Origin of the sequence: Clostridium sp. NSJ-145 (assembly GCF_021044725.1) — a bacterium.
GTDB classification, from domain to species: Bacteria; Bacillota; Clostridia; order Clostridiales; family Clostridiaceae; genus Clostridium; species Clostridium disporicum_B.
In genome coordinates, this window is record NZ_JAJNOS010000012.1 from 55,750 (window position 1) to 74,538 (window position 18,789).

Here is an 18,789-nt window from a genome sequence, read left to right on the forward strand (position 1 = left end):
TTAAGCCCTCCTTGTATAATACATTAATATATCTTCTAGAGTACATTTTTCATAAATAGCTTCATCACCGAAAAGTTCATATGCCTTATCTTTATTACTCATAAGACCTTCGAAGCTAAAAGAATTTTCTTTTAAAGAAATAAATTCTTTTCGAAGATTATTATCTAAAAGGTCTTTTTTGATTTTAACTATAATGTGATTTTCTAATATTGAATCTTTTTCATCTTGAAGAATTATATTGCCATTATAAATCATTACAATATAATCAGCAGCTTTATCTAAGTCAGTAGTAATATGGGTTGAATAAAAAACTGTCATATTATCAAGTTCCATATGACGTTGCATCAATTCTAGAAAGTCATTTCTTATAAGTGGGTCTAAGCTAGAAGTTGGTTCATCCATAATAAGAAGCTTTGGATGATGACTTAAAGCCATAATAAGTTCAAATTGCTTTTTTTGTCCTTTTGAAAGATCTTTATATGCTTTATCTTCATTTACTTTGAATTCATTAATGTATTTTTTATATAGCTCTTCATCCCAATTTGAATAAAAATTTGAAATTACTTTATGAAGATTAGATATTTTACTTTCTTCTAAAAAACCAGATACATCTCCAACATAGGCTATATCTTGTTTAATTTTTATATCTTTAGAAATGTCACAATCAAGAACTTCTATATTTCCATTAGTAGGTTTAACCATTCCTAAAATAGATTTAATAGTAGTTGTTTTTCCAGAACCGTTAGGCCCTATGAAACCTGTAATATATCCAGTAGGAACATTTAGTTCTTTTATATTTAGTGAAAAATCCTTATAGTCTTTTTGTAAATTTTTAATTTTAATAGCATTCATATTTATACCTCCTCATAAATACTTTTAAATATCTCAATACATTCTTCTAAAGATAATCCTAGAGATTTTGCTGAAATTATTAATTCTTCTAATTTGCTTTCCATTTCTGCCATAGCAGCTTCTTTTAATCTTTCTGAATTAGCACCAGAAACAAAAGTTCCCTTACCTACAACAGTTTGTATAAACCCGTCTTTTTCTAATTCTTCATAAGCCCTTTTTGAAGTTATTATACTTACCTTTAGCTCTCTAGCTAATGTTCTTATAGAAGGAAGAGGATCACCAGGTTTTAATTTCCCATTAAGTATCTGACTTTTAAGTTGGTTTTCTATTTGCTCATATAGTGCTATTGGCGAGGAATTACTAATAATAATATCCAAGTGTACACCTCCGTACCTAAGTGTGTATATGTATTATATACACATAGTATCACTATTGTGATAGTAGGTCAATAAGAATATTAAAAATTATAAAATTTTAAAGGAGTAAAATTAAAGAAGTTTAACATATTTTTTAAATGTAAAATAATAAAAATTAATACATTTTTACTTTGAAGGGAGTGAAGGTAAATGGTAACTTATAATTCTTTCATTTTTGAAGGACATGGAATTAGTGAGAAAACAGGAGTTTATGATCCAGGAGCTGTTTATGGAACAGTAAGGGAAAATGATTTAGCAGACAAAATAGTAACAACAGCAATTAATTATTTGAAAACTACAGCATTATCTATTCATAGAGATGAAAATAATTATGCGGATAATGATTTAGATGGAAATATATATACAGCTAAGGCAGGCATATCAGTTCATATTAATGCTGGAGGAGGAACAGGTACAGAGATATTTGTTCCATCAAGAGAAAAGTATTTAACAGAGGACTTTAATCTAGTTAAAAATATTTCTGAGACTTTAGGTATAGCAAATAGAGGAGTTAAATCAAGAGATTATAATACTGGGAAAATATATTTGAGAAGTGATGGGATAACTTTAGATTATACAGATTATTACAAAGAAATAAGATATGCTTGGGGGCTTGGAATATCATTAGCTATAATTGAAGTTGGTTTTATTGATACAAGTGATTTGAAAAAGATTCAAGCTAATATAGATAAGATAGGCTTTTTAATAGCGAAATATATCGCTAAAATTTGTGGGATAGAACTATCTAAACCAGGAGAGCCATCTATAACTGAAGATGTGTATTATAGAGTTGTTTGTGGAAGTTTTAAAGAAAAATCAAATGCAGAACAAAGAAAAAAGGAATTAGAAACTAAAGGATATTCAGGCATTTTTGTAGATATTTATAAATCTTAATTTTAAAATAAATAAGATTGTCATAGTGAAAATGATATAGCTATAACTTCAGATATAGGAATTCTTGTGTCGTATGGTCCGGTAGCATTAGATAAAGCTTATGCTGATGTAGTAAATAGTCAGATTGTTTTACAAGGAAGCTATTTAGATGAGCAAAGACATAAGCATAATAATGATTTTAATAATCATTTTAAAAATACTCATCGAGAAACTTACTGGAAAGTATGCATAGATTATGCAGTAAAGCTGGGCTTAGAAAGTAAAAAGTATAAATTAATAGAAGTTTAAAATTTTATAGATGATTCTTTATTAGTATAATCTTTTTTTGTAATTAAAAGTAGATTTACAATTACTAAGAAAAAGAAAGATGATGGTATAGAATAAAATAATATGAAATAATAATAAAAGGGAGTTGTGATGGTACAACTCTCTTTTATTTTATAAGAACAATATTTTTACCTATTATTATAGATTTTGAATTACTACTATGGCCTATTTCTTCTGTTTTAGCTATAGGGAGTGTAGGGGTGTCTATTATACTTAGTGCAAGTTCTGTTATAGATGGTGAAATATTATTTTCTTGCATTTTACTAAAGGTTCCAAGAATTAAACCGTTAATTTTGTCAAATACTCCTAATTGCTTAAGTTGATTTAAAAAAGCAGACATAAGAGCGGCTTCTCCACCCATACTTTCTAAAAATAGTACTTTTCCTGTAAAATCAGGCATGTATTTTGTACCTGCTAATTTTAAAAGACAGCGAATATTACCACCAACTACAATACCTTCAATTTTTTCACCTTGAATAAAGTTATAAGAAAAATTAAATAAGTCATTTTTATCATTGAAGACACTATTCTCAAAATTTGTTTGTTGCATCTCTTTAAAATCGTATATTAGATTTCTAATTTGATAAAGATATGTAGGAATTGAAGCCTGTGAATTAATAGCATTCAATACAGTAGTTACATCACTATAGCCAAATACTGGCTTTGGATTTTTAGAAATAAATTCGTAATCTAAGTATGGAAGTACTTCATTAGCTAAGTCACCACCAGAAATGTCAAATATAGCTTTAATTTCGATATTTCTGTATAAGGACATAAAACTTTCACCTTTTTCCTTAGCAGATCCATTAAAAACAGAGTTTTTAGCATAAATATAGTCAGAACATATTGGATTTAAATCCATAGATTTAAGAGTTTTTAAAAGTTCATTTATACGTTCTTTATTTAAAAGTGACTGACCATTTGAACAAGCAACTATACCAACTTTATCACCTTTTTGTAGTAACGACATGTTAGCCTCCTTATATTTAAGTTAAATTTAATTAATAATAGTATAGTTTAAATTTGAAACTTTATAAATTAATTTTTGCTAGATTATAAAAATATTAGAGATAATATAAGAAAAGGGAGTGGATAAATGATAAAAACAAAAAACGCCAATAGTTAAAATCTAGTGATTTAAACTATTGGCGTTAATGCGTTTTGGTAAATGGTGCCGGCAGAGGGAATCGAACCCTCACGGTTTCCCGCATGATTTTGAGTCATGTGCGTCTGCCAGTTCCGCCATGCCGACTCAATAATCTACATCAATAATGTTAACATATACCATATACTATTGTCAATAAATTTATATTTTTATAAATAGTCAAATATCTTTTTAAAATTAGTAGTTAACTAGACGGAATATAGGAACTAATTGTAGTAATTTGCAATATATTGTTTATAAGTAGAACTATGTGTTATTAGAAGGGAAAACTAAGGTATGGAATGGTTTATGAATTTAAATCCAGTTTTACAAGGTTTATTTGCAACAATTTTTACATGGGCTATTACAGCATTAGGTGCTGGTTTAGTATTTTTCTTTAAAAGTGTTGATAGAAGAATACTAAATACTATGTTAGGTTTTGGTGCTGGTGTAATGGTAGCCGCAAGTTTCTGGTCATTATTAAATCCTTCTATAGAGTTATGTACAGAACTTGGCTATAGTGAATGGATGTTACCTGCAATTGGATTTTTTGCAGGAGGAGTATTTATAATATTGGCTGATAAAATGATGGACAAGTATTCTTATGGTGTTATTACTAAAAGTAATGAAACAAGTGTTGATTCAATAGCTAAAAAATATAAAAAGAGCATATTGTTAGTTACAGCTGTTACTCTTCACAATATACCAGAGGGGTTAGCTGTAGGAGTTGCTTTTGGTGGTGTAGCAGCGGGAATTCCAAGTGCTTCAATAGGTGCTGCGATTACTTTAGCATTAGGTATTGGACTTCAAAACTTTCCGGAAGGTGCTGCAGTATCACTTCCTCTAAGAAGAGATGGGTTATCAGTAGGTAAGAGTTTTCTTTATGGACAATTTTCAGGATTAGTAGAGCCTGTGGCTGGAGTTCTTGGTGCCGTAGCAGCGATTACTGTAAGAAGCATGTTACCTTTTTTATTAGCTTTTTCGGCAGGAGCTATGGTAGCAGTAGTAGGGTCAGAATTATTGCCTGAAGCTTCTATAGAAAATAAAAATTTGACAACAATAGGGTTAATACTTGGATTTATAACAATGATGATATTAGATGTTGCATTAGGATAATTTAAATAAAAATATCTAAAAAAAAGTGGGTAAATCCACTTTTTTTTACAGTTAAATTGAATTATTATAGAAAAAAATATAATATATTCTTGTTACATAGACTTACATCTGTTATTATATTAGATGTAGGATAGATTTATCCCATAGGGATGGATTTTGACCCAGTTATTAAATTTGGCTTTAATCGGACAAGCTAAATGATTTATAAATTAGGGAGGAGAAATATAATATGATGTATTCAAAAGAAGTTGAAGAAATGTGCGTTGTTGCTAAAGGCGCAAATCACGCATGTGCTCCAATTCCAGTAGAAGGAAGATGGGTACAAGCTACTCAAATATCAGACATTTCAGGATTAACTCACGGTATCGGATGGTGTGCGCCACAACAAGGTGGATGTAAGTTAACTTTAAATGTTAAAGATGGAGTTATCCAAGAAGCATTAGTAGAAACAATAGGATGTTCAGGTATGACTCACTCTGCAGCTATGGCTTCAGAAATATTACCAGGAAGAACTATATTAGAAGCTTTAAACACAGACTTAGTTTGTGATGCTATAAATACAGCAATGAGAGAATTATTCTTACAAATCGTATACGGAAGATCTCAAACTGCTTTCTCTGAAGGTGGACTACCAATAGGAGCTGGTTTAGAAGACTTAGGTAAGGGATTAAGATCTCAAGTTGGTACTACTTACGGAACTTTAGATAAGGGACCAAGATACTTAGAAATGGCTGAAGGATACATTACTAAAATCGCTTTAGATGAAGATAATGAAATCATCGGTTACAAGTTCGTTCACCTAGGAAAAATGATGGAAATGATCGGTAAGGGAATGGATGCTAATGAAGCATTAGAAAAAGCTGCAGGACAATACGGAAGAGTTGCTGACGCTGTTAAATTAATCGATCCAAGACACGAATAATTTGTAAGGAGGAATTTAATCATGGCATTATTTGAAAGTTATGAAAGAAGAATAGGACAAATCACTCCAGTATTAGAAAAATACGGAATGAAAACATTAGAAGATGCTAAGGCTGTATGTGATGCATACGGAATAGATCCATATACAATTGTTAAAGAAACTCAACCAATCGCATTCGAAAATGCTGCTTGGGCTTACGTTTTAGGTGCAGCAATCGCTATAAAGAAAGGTTGCACAAAGGCTGCTGATGCTGCTGAAGCTATCGGAGAAGGGTTACAAGCTTTCTGTATCCCAGGATCTGTTGCTGATGACAGAAAAGTTGGTTTAGGACACGGTAACTTAGGAGCTATGCTTTTAAGAGAAGAAACTAAATGTTTCGCATTCTTAGCAGGACACGAATCATTCGCAGCTGCTGAAGGTGCAATCAAAATAGCTGAAAAGGCTAACAAAGTAAGAAAAGAACCATTAAGAGTTATCTTAAACGGTCTTGGAAAAGATGCTGCTAAGATAATTTCAAGAATAAACGGATTCACTTATGTTGAAACTAAATTCGATTTCTTCACAGGAAAATTAGAAGTTGTTCAATCAAAAGCATACTCAAACGGTCCAAGAGCTAAGGTTAACTGCTACGGTTCAAACGACGTTAGAGAAGGTGTTGCTATAATGCATCACGAAGGTGTTGACGTATCAATCACTGGTAACTCAACTAACCCAACAAGATTCCAACACCCAGTTGCTGGAACATACAAGAAAGAATGTGTAGAAGCAGGTAAGAAGTACTTCTCAGTTGCATCAGGTGGTGGTACTGGTAGAACTCTTCACCCAGATAACATGGCTGCAGGTCCAGCTTCTTACGGTATGACTGATACTATGGGAAGAATGCACTCAGATGCACAATTCGCTGGATCATCATCAGTTCCTGCTCACGTAGAAATGATGGGATTAATCGGTGCTGGTAACAACCCAATGGTTGGTATGACAGTTGCTGTTGCTGTTGCTGTTGAAGAACACGCAAAATAATAAAAAATTCAGATAGAGATATTAGAATTTTAATATAAAAGATAAACCTCGTTGATTTTAAAGAATTAACGAGGTTTATTTTTTATCTAAAAATATAGAGTAAAGATTAATAATTGAAATTTATACAATTAAATATGAATAACACCTATGAAGTAGGAGATGTATTAAGTATTTGTTAAGGTAAATATAGTATATTTTAAAAGTAATCTTATATATGAATAAACAAAGTGCTCCGCAAGTCTAAATAATCTTTTTTTTTCATATTATTTATAAAAATATGTTTTTGAAGGTAAATATGATGAAAAAAATTATAAGGTTACAATTAATATATATGGCATTTTGGGCTATCACAATAATATTATTATGTCCATCAATAACAGAGATATATAACTACAGGGATAAGAAGATTTCCGTTGATGAAATGATAAATGAATTAAAATCTGAGGATATGATTGAACCTGTGTATTTTAATATAGAAGAAACTTTGAGAAGAGTTCCAGAAGAGTTAATTAGAAAATTATATAGAATAGGAATAACTATTACTACCACAGATGATATAGGTGAGAATAGTGAATATGGAAGAGTTACATCAAAATATTCTCATAGAAGCAAGACTATTACAATACAGAAGACTTACAGTAATGAAGTGGTTTTGCTTCATGAGATTGGACATGCTATAAGTTATAATGAATTACCATTTATAAAAATATCAGATACATATAGATTTAGAAAAATATATGAAAGTGAAAAGGATTTAATATTTCCTGATGGTGAAAAATTCTATTATCGCAATTTTAATGTTAAGTATGAGTATATAAAAGTAAATTCAGAAGAGTATTTTGCACAGTGCTTTTCCATGTATGTTTTAGGAACTTTACCAGAAGAAACAGAAACGTATAAATTCATTCAAAAATATTTTAAAGAAAAAGGGATAAAAAGTGAATATTGAATTTTTTTTAGTTAATAATTTAGAATAATTATAAAAAAATATAGAAAAAATTGTTAAAGTGAATATAATATATTAGGCAGTAATTTATATACTCCTACAAAATTATAAGAAGAGGAGTGATAACTAAGTGTGGAAATATTTATTGGTTGGTATTTTTCTACTAGTAGTTGCAATTATAGTTATAGTTCGAATAACAACTTCTCAAAAATATAATATTTATAAAAAGTATAAGAGAATGATAAATTTCTACAGGGAAAAATTCTCCAATGATATAAGCAATGACCTTGTATATCAATATATACGTGATATTGATGGATTACCAAAGATTCAAAATTCCACAGAATATATGGATACTTTTATTGAGTTTTATAATTTAATAAATGGAGATAATAAAATAAGTGATGATTTGAAGTTTCAATTAAAAGTATCTTTAAATCTCAAAGGTATCCGAGTTTAGGATATATATGTATAAGGCTATTTAATTTACTAAGTAGCCTTTTTAATTATGATACTGTTTAATGGTATTAAGTAATTTACTTAATATAAGTATATTAATTTATGACATATATCATTTTGATATAAAATTGACACTATTTTATAGTATAATGTAGAAGTAATTAAATTTTTATTGATAATTGCCAATGAGGAGAGGTAAAAAATAATGGAAAATTTCATTTTAAATAGAATTAATTTAACTGTTAACAATTATAAAATTGCAAGGATGGAATTAAGAAATGATGGAGATTTATTAAACCATTTTGCATCATTAGTATTTTCGCATTATGAGAGTGAAATACCAGTTGAAAGAATTAAAGAAATTAGAAAGTATATAAAAGCATCAACACCAAGGCTGTCTATTTTTAGAGGAGATGTTCTGTATTTAATATCAATACTTATTGCATCTTTAGATAAGAGTATAGAAGAAGAATTGATTCAAAATATGTTTGACTACATGAATATATTAGAAGAAAAATTTGTAGAAGGAGCTCATTTGGCTCTTACTGCGTACGTTTTAGCTAGATATGGAAGAGATAAAGATAAAGAAGTATTAGTACAGAAGATGCTAGATACTTATTATGTTCTAAAAGAAAAATATTATAATATAACACAAGATGATGATTATTTAGTTTGTGCTTTATGGGCATTAAATGATATTGAGCCAGACGTTATAAATGACTTTGTAGAAAATGTTTTTGAGCATATTGCAGATGCTAATATAAGATCTAAAAATGGAATTCAAGGTTTAGCTAATGCAATACTTTTAAACGGTTCATCAGGGCATATGTATAGAAGCGTAGAGTTTATTCAACAACTAGAAAAAAGAAACATAAAGATTGCTAATCAGTTTTTACCGCTTATAGGAATACTATACAATATTAATCCGAGAAGAAATGTTGATTTAGTAGAAGGTGTAATCGAAGAGCTATGTGATCAAGAAAGTGAATACGAATATTATATAGATAAAGGTTTCAGAACTATAATAGCTATTTCAATAATTGCTTTTTGCAATAATTCAGAAAATAAGGTTTATATAGATGAGTTATTAGCGCATGGAATATTATCTTTTATAAATAGTAAAAATAAAGGTATGTTTTCAGAAGTATTAAACTAGGTGGTAGATATGGACAAGATAATATTACATGTTGATATGGATGCATTTTTTGCATCGGTAGAACAAAGAGACAATCCAAAACTAAAAGGTAAACCTGTAATAGTTGGAGGAGTAAGTGAAAGAGGTGTAGTATCAACGTGTTCATATGAAGCAAGAAAATATGGGGTTAAGTCTGCAATGCCTATATTTATGGCTCAAAAGTTATGTCCTCAAGGAATATATTTAAGAGGTAGATATTGGAGATATAAAGAGGTATCTGCACAAATTTTTAATATATTTAGAGAAATAACACCTTTAGTAGAGCCTCTTTCAATAGATGAGGCATATTTAGATATCACAAATAGCAGATTTGAAGATTATAAAGAGGCTGCTTTATATATCAAAAAAAGAGTATATAAAGAGGTAGGACTAACATTATCTATAGGTATATCATATAATAAATTTTTAGCTAAGCTTGCTTCAGATTGGAATAAGCCTAATGGAATAATGGTTATTACTGAAGATATGATTCCAGAAATATTAAAACCCTTATCTATATCTAAAATTTATGGACTAGGACAAAAATCTGTTAGACGTTTAAATAATATGGGAATGTATAAAATTGAAGATTTATATGCTCATCCTAAGGAGTTTTTTATAGAGTATTTTGGAAAGTATGGTATAGATATTTATAATAGAATTAGAGGAATAGATAATAGAGCTGTTACACCAAATAGAGATAGAAAATCTTATGGAAAAGAAACTACTTTAAAATCTGATACCGATGATAAAGAAGAGTTAAAGAGGTATATTGAAGATTTTAGTTTACAGATAAGTAATTATTTACAGCAGAAGAATATATTTATTAAGACTGTTACAGTTAAATATAAAACTAGTTCTTTTATAAATCATACTAGGAGTAAAACGCTTTTATATTATATTAATAAAGCTGAAGATATCTATAGTGTTGCTACTGAAATAATTGAAGAAGAAGTATTTAGTGAAACTATAAGATTAATAGGATTAACTGTAAGTAGTATAAAAGAAGAAAAGGTTGAGCAATTAACATTATTTTAAGAATTTCTAAAATTTGTTTAATTATACAGTATAATAATTAAAATATGCATTACTGTAATTGTTGAATAAATGCTTTTCATTTTACATATTGTAGATTATAATTAGTAATTAGAATACATCATTTATTTTTTGGAGGTATAGTATGGAAAATATAAATATTGCAAGAATGATAGATCATACAATTTTAAAGCCAGAAGCAACTGAAGCAGAAATTATGGAACTTTGTAAAGAAGCAGTTAAATATAATTTTGCATCAGTATGTGTAAATCCATCTATGGTAGCTAAAGCTGCTACAATTTTAGAAGGAACACCAGTTAAGGTTTGTACTGTAATAGGATTTCCTTTAGGAGCAACAACAACAGAGGTTAAGGCATTTGAAACTGAAGATGCTATAAAAAAGGGTGCAACTGAAGTTGATATGGTTATAAATGTTGGAAAATTAAAAGAAAGAGATTTAGCATACGTTAAAAATGATATACAAGCTGTAGTAAATGCTGCAAAAGGAAAAGCATTAACTAAAGTTATAATAGAAACTTGCCTTCTAACAGATGAAGAGAAGGTTATAGCTTGTGAATTATCAAAAGAAGCTGGAGCAGATTTTGTTAAGACATCTACAGGATTCTCAAAAGGTGGGGCAACTGCTCACGATATAAAACTTATGAGAGAAACTGTAGGTCCAGATATGGGAGTAAAAGCATCTGGTGGAGTAAGAAGTAGAGAAGATGCTTTAACTATGATAGAGAATGGAGCTACAAGAATAGGTGCATCTGCATCAATAGCTATTTGTGAAGGAAAAGAATCAAATTCTACGTACTAAAAATAAATATAAAAATATCAAAAAGGAATCACTTTAAATAGTGGTTCTTTTTATTTTAAAAATAAATTTTAGTTTTAAGAAAAAACATTACCTAAAATTTAGATATGAGAATATTAATATAATATATAACTGTATAAAGGTAAAAACTACTGATTTTAATCAAGTTATACTTTGGATAGGAGGTTTATGAGAAAAGAACTAAATCCAAACGAAATATTGTTTGACTTATCAATACCAGAAAACGATGAATTTAAGGAGATACAGGGGATTCCAGAATTTAATGAAGCATATAAGAGGATTAGTAGAGCACTAAGCATAGATAAAGAGGGATATAATTTATATTTAATAGATTCATTTTCAAAAGATAAGTTAAAAGAATTAATTAGTTATATTGAAAATGAATATAAAGATCTAAATTCACCAAAAGATATTTGCTACGTAACTATAGGGAATGAGAAAAAGCCAGAAGCTATATTTGTTTCAAATGGAAAGGGAAACAAATTAAAGGAAACGGTGGAAGGAATTAAAAATGCATACTTAGAAACAATAGATGATTTTTATAGGGAGTCAACAGAAGAAGAGAAGGACTTTTTAGTAGAAGAGATTCAAGGAAGAAGAAATGAGTGTATAAATGAGCTTATAGAATCAGCAAAGAAAGAGGGGTTTGAAGTAAAGGCTAGTTCTAAGGGATTTGCATTTATTCCTTTGAATGGGGAAGAGGCAATGACAGAAAAAGAATATGATAGCCTAGATGATGATAAGAAAGAAATAATAGTTGAAAATGCAGGCAAGTTAAAAAAGAGAGCAGAAGTTGTTTTAGAAGAACTAAAAAATTTAGAGATGAAGTCTATGAAAAAGCTTAAAAAAATATACACTAAGTTTTTAATTAATAATATGGAAGAATATAAGGATGAAGCCTTAATAGAATTTATAACAGATGATGATTCTTACGAGTATTTAGAAAAATTATTTACATCTATAGAAGAAAATATTGTAGAGTGCTATACCATGAGTCTTGAAGACGATGAAAATGAAATATATGAAGTTCTAAATAAATATGATGTTAAAGTTATAGTAGATAATAGTAAGAGTCCTTGTCCACCAGTTATTTTTGAAGAAGATCCTAACTTAAATAATTTGATTGGGACAATAGAGTATGAAAATCATAATGGAGTTTATACTACAGACATATCATTAATAACAGCAGGATCATTATTAAAAGCTAATGAAGGATGTTTAATTTTAAGGTTAAGCTCTTTAGCTACAAATCCTTCAAGTTATTACTATTTAAAGAAGATACTATTATCTAATACATTATCTTTTGATAACAATAAAAGTTATATGGAATTTATCAACGTCAGTGGACTTAAGCCAGCACCTATACCTATAAAAGTTAAAGTAATTATAATTGGTGATTATGATTCATATGATATCTTATATAATTCAGATGAAGACTTTAGAAAATTATTCCCTTTAAGAGCAGAATTCTCTCCGATTGTTGAAATAACTGATGATGTTATAAAGACTGTAACAAGTGAAATAAATAATAAGATAAGAAAAGAAGAGTTATTGAAAGTAACTAGCAACGGATTAAGAGAGATTTTTAAATATTTATCTAGAAAAGCTAGTTGTAAAAATAAATTATTTGTAGAAAAGTATACTATAGAAAGATTATTATTATTAGCTAACCATTATGCAGTTGAAACTAAGAGTGATAAAATAACAGAGAAAGAAATAATAGAAGTTGCTTATGAAGAAGAAGCTATATTAAAAGAAATGATGAAGTTATACAATGAAAAAAAGATATTAATTTCAGTTAAAGGAGAAAGAATAGGAGCTATTAATGGACTAGCTGTGCTAGATACTGGATATTATACTTTTGGAAAACCTATGAGAATAACTTGTGTTGCATATAAAGGTACAGGAAGAATTGTAGATATTCAAAAGGAAAGTAATCTAAGCGGAAAGATTCATGAAAAATCTATAAATATATTAAAAGGGTTATTAACTAATATTTTAAATCCATATGAAGAAATTCCTGTAGATTTTCATTTAAGCTTTGAACAGACTTATGGATTGGTTGAAGGAGATAGTGCATCTATTGCTGAAATAATATCAATATTATCTGCTCTTAGTAGAAAACCAATAAAACAAAATATAGCAGTAACTGGTTCAGTAAATCAGTTTGGAGAAGTTCAGGCTATTGGTGGAATAAATGAGAAAATAGAAGGATTTTATAGAGTTTGCGAGATAATAGATACTATAGAAGGAAAAGGGGTTTTACTACCAGCAGCTAACAAAGATGAAATTACTTTAACTCCGAATGTTGAAAAAGCTATAATGGAAAATAAATTTCATTTATATGAAATGGAAACATTAAATGATGCTATAGAAGTATTGTTATTAAGTGAAGGAGAAACTATAGATAAATTCTATGAAGAAGTAAATAATGAAATAAATAAATATAAATCTAAAAAATGTTGAAGTTATAAAAAGGTATCATTGGGTGAATGATACCTTTTTATAATTAAATTTTAAATTATAAGATGTAATAAAAGTTGACTACTTAACATACATTATGTTAAAATTATGGAAAAAGAAGGAAGAAAAAGGGGGTGTAACTCTAAATAATATATTTAGAGTTGATTAATATGTATCTAAATTTTGATAAACAAGATAACACTTTAATTGTTTATTTAATTGGTGAATTAGATCATCATAGTGCTGAAGAAGTAAGAGTTAAGATAGATGATAGAATAGACAGAGATAATATTAAATCATTAGTTATGAATTTTAAAGATGTTACTTTTATGGATAGTTCAGGAATAGGTGTAGTTATAGGAAGGTCTAAGAAACTTCAAGGGCGTAATGGAAATGTATGTATTGTTGAAGTAAATAACAGAGTTGATAAGGTATTTAAGCTATCAGGATTATATAAAATCATTAATAGTTACGAAAATTTAGAAGAAGCTATTAAATGCATTTAATGGAGGGGTTTTTATGTTAGATAACAAAGTATGTATAGAATTTGTAAGTAGGTCAGAAAATGAAGGGTTTGCAAGAGTAGCAGTAGCTGCATTTGTTTCTCAATTAGACCCGACTATAGATGAGTTAGCTGATATTAAGACTGCAGTTTCAGAAGCTGTAACAAATTCTATAATTCATGGTTACGAAAATAAAAAAGAGGGAATAATTAGGATAGAAGCATCAATTAGTAGTAATGAAGTGACTATAACTATAATAGATAATGGTAGAGGAATAAAAGATGTAGAACAAGCAAGAGAGCCTCTTTATACATCAAGACCAGACCTAGAAAGATCAGGAATGGGATTTACTGTTATGGAAACATTTATGGATAGTTTAAATGTGGAAAGTGAATTTGGAAAAGGTACAAGAGTTATCATGAAGAAAAAATTTAATTAATTATGTTAGGGGAGTATTATGAAAAATGGTAATGTAAGAAAAGAAGACTTTAATTACAATGATAATTCTCAATTAATACTGTTAGCTAAAGATGGTGATAAAGATGCAATGAATATATTAATAGAGATGAATTTGCCACTAGTATCATCAATTAGTAAGAAGTTTCTAAATAGGGGCTATGACTATGAGGATATTTTTCAAATTGGATCTATAGGTTTAGTTAAAGCTATTAAAAACTTCGATAATAAATATAATGTAAAGTTTTCTACTTACGCTGTTCCTATGATAATCGGTGAGATTAAGAGATTCATAAGAGATGATGGAATGATAAAAGTAAGTAGGAATGTAAAGAGTTTAGCAAGAAAGATACATTTTGATAGAGAAATTCTTACTAAAAAGCTAGGAAGAGAACCATCTGTTGATGAATTATCAGAGTATGCAGGTATTGATAAAGAAGATATAGTCTTTGCTATGGAATCAGCAAGTGGATTATCATATCTTTATGATACAATACATCAAGATGATGGATCACCAGTTTTATTAATAGATAAATTAAGTGAAAATGGTGAAGAAGATAGTGGTATGATAAATAAGATTGCGTTAAAAGAGGCATTAAGAGGTCTAGATGATAAATCAAGGCAAATAATTATGCTAAGATATTTTAAAGATAAGACGCAAGTTCAAGTTGCAAAGTTATTAGGTATAAGTCAAGTTCAAGTATCGAGAATAGAAAAGAAAGTACTAATGCAAATGAAAAGCAAATTAGAGGATGTGTAAACTAAAGAAAATGAAAAATAGAATAAATAAAAGAAGTAAGTAAAACACCTAAAACACATTAAAGTGTATATGGTGTTTTTTTATTTATTAATAATAAAAAAATTTAATAGATAAATATACTAGAGAATTAGCTTTTTTAGGCATTTTTTTTGAGTTTAGAGGAATAATACATATATGTTAGGAAGGAGAGATTATTATGGCTGACATTTCTAAGAAAGAAGAAAAGATATTAAATGAATTTCAAGATCTTAGTAAGCAAGCAAAACCTAAGCCAAAATATTTTAAAAATATCATATTAGCATTCATAGTAGGTGGAATTATATGTACAATTGGCCAATTTATTTTGAATATGCTAATTAAATATGGAATCCCAGAAGAAGAGGCTAAAAAGTGGCTTCCTGTAATAATGGTTTTTCTAGGAGCATTGTTAACAGGATTAGGTGTATATGATAAGATAGCCACTTTTGGAGGTGCTGGAACTGTAGTTCCTATTACTGGTTTTGCTAATGCAATGGTTGCTCCAGCAATAGAATTCAAAAAAGAAGGATTTGTATTTGGAGTAGCAGCAAAAATGTTTACTATAGCAGGCCCAGTTCTTGTATATGGAATAGGTACTTCAGTCTTAGTAGGTTTAGTATATTATGTATTAAAATTATTTGGAATGATATAGGAGGTAATTATGACTTCAGCAGCAAAAAAAATAGGAAAACAAACTATAAAACTACAAAATCCTCCGAAGATAATTTCAACATTCTCAATAGTAGGACCTAAAGAAGGTGACGGTCCATTAAAAGAGTATTTTCATGAGATTATTAATGACGATACTTTAGGAAAAGATAGTTTCGAAAAAGCAGAATCAAAAATGATGTATACAGCTATAAAAGGAGCTATTTCAGGAGCAAATTTAAAAGAAGAAGATATAGATTATCTTTTTGCAGGGGATCTTTTAAATCAAATAGTTTCGTCAGGATATGCAGCAAGAGAATTAAATATACCTTTCTTTGGTTTATATGGTGCATGTTCAACTATGGCAGAATCATTAAGTATGGCATCTTTATTTGTAGATGGTGGTTTTGCAAGATATGTAGTAGCATCTACATCATCACATTTTAGTTCAGCAGAAAGACAATTTAGATTTCCATTAGAATATGGATCACAAAGAAATCCAACAGCACAATGGACTGTTACTGGATCAGGTGCTATGGTACTTTCAAATTATGGAGATTTTCCAAAGGTTACATATGTTACTACTGGTGTTGTTAAAGACTACGGTGAAAAAGATTCAAATAATATGGGAGCAGCAATGGCACCAGCTGCAGTTGATACTATCTATAATCATTTTAAGGATACAGGAAGAAAACCAAGTGATTATGATGTTATAGCTACAGGAGATTTAGGTAAAGTAGGTAAAGAGATTACAGAAAAACTATTACTTGAATATGGATATGATATTAAAGATGTTTATGTAGATTGTGGAGACATGATTTTTGATGATGAAAGACAAAAAACTGATTCAGGTGGAAGTGGATGTGGTTGCTCTGCAGTAGTTACATGTGGATATTTTTATAAGAAATTAATGAGAAGAGAGATAAAAAAGATGCTACTGGTATCTACAGGAGCTTTAATGAGTCCAACAACATCTCTTCAAGGTGAATCTATTCCAGGAATAGCTCATGCAGTTGCTATTGAAATTGATTAAGGAGGTGAATTTTAGTAGACTAAAGGTAGTTTACTAAATTATAAGTGGATTATATAAGTGCGTTTGTAGTAGGTGGTTTAATTTGTGTAATTGCACAAATATTAATGGATACAACTAAGTTGACTCCAGCAAGAATATTAGTTGCTTTTGTAACAATAGGAGCAATTTTAGGTGGCTTTGGGTTATATGATAAGCTAATAGAAATAGGAGGAGCAGGTGCTACAATTCCATTACCTAGCTTTGGAAATTCGTTAGCTAAAGCAGCTATTGAAGGTGTTGAAAAAGATGGATTATTAGGAGCCTTTACTGGTGGAATAACTGGAGCTGCCGGTGGCATTACAGCAGCAATCTTTTTTGGATATTTAATGGCTGTAATTTTTAATCCTAAAACTAAACAATAATCTAAAAAATAACTTCTAAAATTTTTTTAGAAGTTATTTTTTTATTTACACTTGAAATTGGGAAAATATAGGAATATAATTTAATTAAGTAATTGCTTAATTAAATAAAGAGGTACCTATGGAAGAAAGAATAAAAATTTTTAAAGCTATAGCGGATGAAACAAGATTAAAAATCTTAATATTAGTTTCTCATAAAAACATCTGTGCTAAAGGAATAGCTAAGCATTTAAATATATCAGAAGCAGCTGTGTCACAACATATAAAAGTACTTAAGGAATCTTCTTTAATAGTTGGATATAAAAGAGGATATCATCTTATGTATGAACTAAATAGAGAATCATTAGAAAAATCTATTAATTTTATAAAAGGGTTAATTAATGATGATTTCAATTTAATAAGTGACGGGTTAAATGAAGAAGAAAATAGCTTCGATATTTCTGTTTGCAAGAATAGTTGTAAGTCAATGAAAAATTGCTGTAAGAATATTTTAAAGGAGGATTAAAAATATGAAAGTTTGTTTTCCAATTAACACTAATGAAGGAATGAACAGTATCCCATATAATCACTTTGGAAGTGCTAAAATGTTTATAGTAGTTGATTCTGAGACAAAGGAAGTAAAAACTATAAACAACGGTAACTTAGATCATGAGCACGGTAAATGCCAACCTATTAAAGCTTTATGCGGAGAAGTAGTTGATGCTATTGTAGTTTCAGGAATAGGGCAAGGAGCTATTAGCAAACTAAAGTCTATGGGAATAAAAGTATTTAAAGCTACTGATGGAACAGTAGAAAAAAATATAGAATTAATTAATAAAAATGAACTAAAAGAATTTGATAATTCGAATATTTGTGTTCATCACGATTGTGGAAGTCATAAATAATATAGAATATAGGAAAAAAAGTAGGATTTAATTTTTAAATTAAATCCTACTTTTTTATGAATTCTTTAATTAAAATCAAATACAGAAATATATAGATAAAATTTAAAAAGCATTTGTTTTACAAATATTAAGAGTATATTAACAGATTGGGGAAATCATATCTTAGTATAGAAATATTAGAAATAAAAAACGAAAATAAATATAGTTATAAATAAGAAGTTTCAAAAGGGAGAGATTTAAAAAGCTTAGTAATAAATTAATGAATAATTAAAGGTTAATAGAAGAATAATATTAGTGTTGATGACAAGGGAGGTGTAAAAATGAATAAAAATGAAAGTATCAAATGTAGCGTACAACAATGCAAGCATCATGCTAACTCAGCAGATTATTGTACATTAAATGCTATACAAGTTGGAACTCATGAAGCAAATCCTACAGTTCCTGAATGTACAGATTGTAAATCATTTGTATTAAAATAGCAAA

General features: G+C 28.8%; 23 protein-coding genes and 1 tRNA gene. 20 read left to right on the forward strand and 4 right to left on the reverse strand.

Annotation, left to right across the window (positions count from 1 at the left end; translation table 11 throughout):
• On the reverse strand, positions 1-852 hold the full coding sequence (locus tag LQE93_RS11690; RefSeq protein WP_231073799.1) for an ABC transporter ATP-binding protein: 852 nt from the start codon (positions 850-852) through the stop codon (positions 1-3).
• A gap of 2 nt (positions 853-854) precedes the next feature.
• A complete protein-coding gene (locus LQE93_RS11695) occupies positions 855-1,229 on the reverse strand; it encodes a GntR family transcriptional regulator (protein WP_055268412.1) in 375 nt (124 codons plus the stop codon).
• Positions 1,230-1,418: 189 nt separating this feature from the next.
• Here LQE93_RS11695 and LQE93_RS11700 point away from each other — a divergent pair, with 189 nt between their 5' ends.
• Both LQE93_RS11700 and LQE93_RS11705 read left to right on the forward strand, forming a co-directional pair.
• Positions 1,419-2,162, forward strand: coding sequence for an N-acetylmuramoyl-L-alanine amidase (locus LQE93_RS11700; RefSeq protein ID WP_186838121.1), 744 nt, complete (start codon positions 1,419-1,421; stop codon positions 2,160-2,162).
• Positions 2,163-2,228: 66 nt separating this feature from the next.
• Complete coding sequence (locus LQE93_RS11705; protein WP_186838120.1) at positions 2,229-2,450, forward strand: hypothetical protein; 222 nt, start codon at positions 2,229-2,231, stop codon at positions 2,448-2,450.
• Between the two features lie 145 nt (positions 2,451-2,595).
• On the opposite strand, the gene LQE93_RS11710 is transcribed toward LQE93_RS11705, so the two are convergent.
• Both LQE93_RS11710 and LQE93_RS11715 read right to left on the reverse strand, forming a co-directional pair.
• Entirely contained in the window at positions 2,596-3,459 is an 864-nt protein-coding gene (locus tag LQE93_RS11710; RefSeq protein ID WP_231073801.1) for a S66 family peptidase, read from the reverse strand.
• Between the two features lie 199 nt (positions 3,460-3,658).
• Positions 3,659-3,741: transfer RNA gene (locus LQE93_RS11715), tRNA-Leu, on the reverse strand.
• Between the two features lie 189 nt (positions 3,742-3,930).
• On the opposite strand from LQE93_RS11715, the gene LQE93_RS11720 reads away from it, so the two are divergent.
• The 18 genes from LQE93_RS11720 (at position 3,931) to LQE93_RS11805 (ending at position 18,785) form a co-directional block, all read left to right on the forward strand.
• The gene (locus tag LQE93_RS11720; RefSeq protein ID WP_231073804.1) at positions 3,931-4,749 is read left to right on the forward strand and encodes a ZIP family metal transporter; all 819 of its coding nucleotides are present in this window, start codon (positions 3,931-3,933) and stop codon (positions 4,747-4,749) included.
• Between the two features lie 229 nt (positions 4,750-4,978).
• Entirely contained in the window at positions 4,979-5,671 is a 693-nt protein-coding gene (locus LQE93_RS11725) for an iron-sulfur cluster assembly scaffold protein (protein WP_055268403.1), read from the forward strand.
• A 21-nt stretch (positions 5,672-5,692) separates the two neighbouring features.
• Positions 5,693-6,691: a GGGtGRT protein gene (locus tag LQE93_RS11730; protein WP_055268401.1), complete on the forward strand. Its 999-nt coding sequence runs from the start codon at positions 5,693-5,695 to the stop codon at positions 6,689-6,691.
• Positions 6,692-6,986: 295 nt separating this feature from the next.
• Positions 6,987-7,640, forward strand: coding sequence for an anthrax toxin lethal factor-related metalloendopeptidase (locus LQE93_RS11735; protein WP_186838099.1), 654 nt, complete (start codon positions 6,987-6,989; stop codon positions 7,638-7,640).
• Positions 7,641-7,767: 127 nt separating this feature from the next.
• A complete protein-coding gene (locus tag LQE93_RS11740) occupies positions 7,768-8,097 on the forward strand; it encodes a hypothetical protein (RefSeq protein WP_055268397.1) in 330 nt (109 codons plus the stop codon).
• A gap of 204 nt (positions 8,098-8,301) precedes the next feature.
• Positions 8,302-9,252 (forward strand): DUF4003 family protein, encoded by a 951-nt coding sequence (locus tag LQE93_RS11745; RefSeq protein WP_231073806.1) that lies wholly within the window; start codon positions 8,302-8,304, stop codon positions 9,250-9,252.
• Between the two features lie 9 nt (positions 9,253-9,261).
• Positions 9,262-10,308 carry a DNA polymerase IV gene (locus LQE93_RS11750; RefSeq protein WP_055268393.1) on the forward strand — a complete coding sequence of 349 codons (1,047 nt, stop codon included), beginning with the start codon at positions 9,262-9,264 and terminating at the stop codon, positions 10,306-10,308.
• Between the two features lie 142 nt (positions 10,309-10,450).
• Entirely contained in the window at positions 10,451-11,125 is a 675-nt protein-coding gene (gene deoC, locus LQE93_RS11755) for a deoxyribose-phosphate aldolase (protein ID WP_055268391.1), read from the forward strand.
• Positions 11,126-11,311: 186 nt separating this feature from the next.
• Positions 11,312-13,609 (forward strand): AAA family ATPase, encoded by a 2,298-nt coding sequence (locus LQE93_RS11760; RefSeq protein WP_231073808.1) that lies wholly within the window; start codon positions 11,312-11,314, stop codon positions 13,607-13,609.
• Positions 13,610-13,776: 167 nt separating this feature from the next.
• Positions 13,777-14,112: an anti-sigma F factor antagonist gene (gene spoIIAA, locus LQE93_RS11765; protein WP_055267366.1), complete on the forward strand. Its 336-nt coding sequence runs from the start codon at positions 13,777-13,779 to the stop codon at positions 14,110-14,112.
• A 13-nt stretch (positions 14,113-14,125) separates the two neighbouring features.
• Positions 14,126-14,548 carry an anti-sigma F factor gene (spoIIAB, locus tag LQE93_RS11770; protein ID WP_055267368.1) on the forward strand — a complete coding sequence of 141 codons (423 nt, stop codon included), beginning with the start codon at positions 14,126-14,128 and terminating at the stop codon, positions 14,546-14,548.
• Positions 14,549-14,566: 18 nt separating this feature from the next.
• Complete coding sequence (gene sigF, locus LQE93_RS11775) at positions 14,567-15,325, forward strand: RNA polymerase sporulation sigma factor SigF (RefSeq protein WP_055267370.1); 759 nt, start codon at positions 14,567-14,569, stop codon at positions 15,323-15,325.
• A 205-nt stretch (positions 15,326-15,530) separates the two neighbouring features.
• A complete protein-coding gene (gene spoVAC, locus LQE93_RS11780; RefSeq protein WP_055267478.1) occupies positions 15,531-15,995 on the forward strand; it encodes a stage V sporulation protein AC in 465 nt (154 codons plus the stop codon).
• A gap of 9 nt (positions 15,996-16,004) precedes the next feature.
• Complete coding sequence (spoVAD, locus tag LQE93_RS11785; protein ID WP_055267372.1) at positions 16,005-17,024, forward strand: stage V sporulation protein AD; 1,020 nt, start codon at positions 16,005-16,007, stop codon at positions 17,022-17,024.
• A gap of 44 nt (positions 17,025-17,068) precedes the next feature.
• Positions 17,069-17,425: a stage V sporulation protein AE gene (spoVAE, locus tag LQE93_RS11790; RefSeq protein ID WP_055267373.1), complete on the forward strand. Its 357-nt coding sequence runs from the start codon at positions 17,069-17,071 to the stop codon at positions 17,423-17,425.
• Between the two features lie 118 nt (positions 17,426-17,543).
• Positions 17,544-17,927 carry an ArsR/SmtB family transcription factor gene (locus tag LQE93_RS11795; RefSeq protein WP_055267375.1) on the forward strand — a complete coding sequence of 128 codons (384 nt, stop codon included), beginning with the start codon at positions 17,544-17,546 and terminating at the stop codon, positions 17,925-17,927.
• Between the two features lie 4 nt (positions 17,928-17,931).
• The gene (locus LQE93_RS11800; RefSeq protein WP_055267377.1) at positions 17,932-18,306 is read left to right on the forward strand and encodes a NifB/NifX family molybdenum-iron cluster-binding protein; all 375 of its coding nucleotides are present in this window, start codon (positions 17,932-17,934) and stop codon (positions 18,304-18,306) included.
• Positions 18,307-18,626: 320 nt separating this feature from the next.
• The gene (locus LQE93_RS11805) at positions 18,627-18,785 is read left to right on the forward strand and encodes a DUF1540 domain-containing protein (RefSeq protein WP_070205701.1); all 159 of its coding nucleotides are present in this window, start codon (positions 18,627-18,629) and stop codon (positions 18,783-18,785) included.
• Positions 18,786-18,789: the final 4 nt, after the last annotated feature.

What these genes read in the sequence shown, in the direction of transcription:
- LQE93_RS11800 (WP_055267377.1), top strand. Translation starts at nt 17,932, where the DNA reads ATGAAAGTTTGTTTTCCAATTAACACTAATGAAGGAATGAACAGTATC.
- LQE93_RS11730 (WP_055268401.1), top strand. Translation starts at nt 5,693, where the DNA reads ATGGCATTATTTGAAAGTTATGAAAGAAGAATAGGACAAATCACTCCA.
- sigF (WP_055267370.1), top strand. Translation starts at nt 14,567, where the DNA reads ATGAAAAATGGTAATGTAAGAAAAGAAGACTTTAATTACAATGATAAT.
- LQE93_RS11750 (WP_055268393.1), top strand. Translation starts at nt 9,262, where the DNA reads ATGGACAAGATAATATTACATGTTGATATGGATGCATTTTTTGCATCG.
- LQE93_RS11735 (WP_186838099.1), top strand. Translation starts at nt 6,987, where the DNA reads ATGATGAAAAAAATTATAAGGTTACAATTAATATATATGGCATTTTGG.
- spoIIAA (WP_055267366.1), top strand. Translation starts at nt 13,777, where the DNA reads ATGTATCTAAATTTTGATAAACAAGATAACACTTTAATTGTTTATTTA.
- LQE93_RS11710 (WP_231073801.1), bottom strand. Translation starts at nt 3,459, where the DNA reads ATGTCGTTACTACAAAAAGGTGATAAAGTTGGTATAGTTGCTTGTTCA.
- LQE93_RS11690 (WP_231073799.1), bottom strand. Translation starts at nt 852, where the DNA reads ATGAATGCTATTAAAATTAAAAATTTACAAAAAGACTATAAGGATTTT.
- LQE93_RS11725 (WP_055268403.1), top strand. Translation starts at nt 4,979, where the DNA reads ATGATGTATTCAAAAGAAGTTGAAGAAATGTGCGTTGTTGCTAAAGGC.
- LQE93_RS11760 (WP_231073808.1), top strand. Translation starts at nt 11,312, where the DNA reads ATGAGAAAAGAACTAAATCCAAACGAAATATTGTTTGACTTATCAATA.
- LQE93_RS11720 (WP_231073804.1), top strand. Translation starts at nt 3,931, where the DNA reads ATGGAATGGTTTATGAATTTAAATCCAGTTTTACAAGGTTTATTTGCA.
- spoIIAB (WP_055267368.1), top strand. Translation starts at nt 14,126, where the DNA reads ATGTTAGATAACAAAGTATGTATAGAATTTGTAAGTAGGTCAGAAAAT.
- LQE93_RS11795 (WP_055267375.1), top strand. Translation starts at nt 17,544, where the DNA reads ATGGAAGAAAGAATAAAAATTTTTAAAGCTATAGCGGATGAAACAAGA.
- LQE93_RS11745 (WP_231073806.1), top strand. Translation starts at nt 8,302, where the DNA reads ATGGAAAATTTCATTTTAAATAGAATTAATTTAACTGTTAACAATTAT.
- deoC (WP_055268391.1), top strand. Translation starts at nt 10,451, where the DNA reads ATGGAAAATATAAATATTGCAAGAATGATAGATCATACAATTTTAAAG.
- LQE93_RS11700 (WP_186838121.1), top strand. Translation starts at nt 1,419, where the DNA reads ATGGTAACTTATAATTCTTTCATTTTTGAAGGACATGGAATTAGTGAG.
- LQE93_RS11805 (WP_070205701.1), top strand. Translation starts at nt 18,627, where the DNA reads ATGAATAAAAATGAAAGTATCAAATGTAGCGTACAACAATGCAAGCAT.
- spoVAD (WP_055267372.1), top strand. Translation starts at nt 16,005, where the DNA reads ATGACTTCAGCAGCAAAAAAAATAGGAAAACAAACTATAAAACTACAA.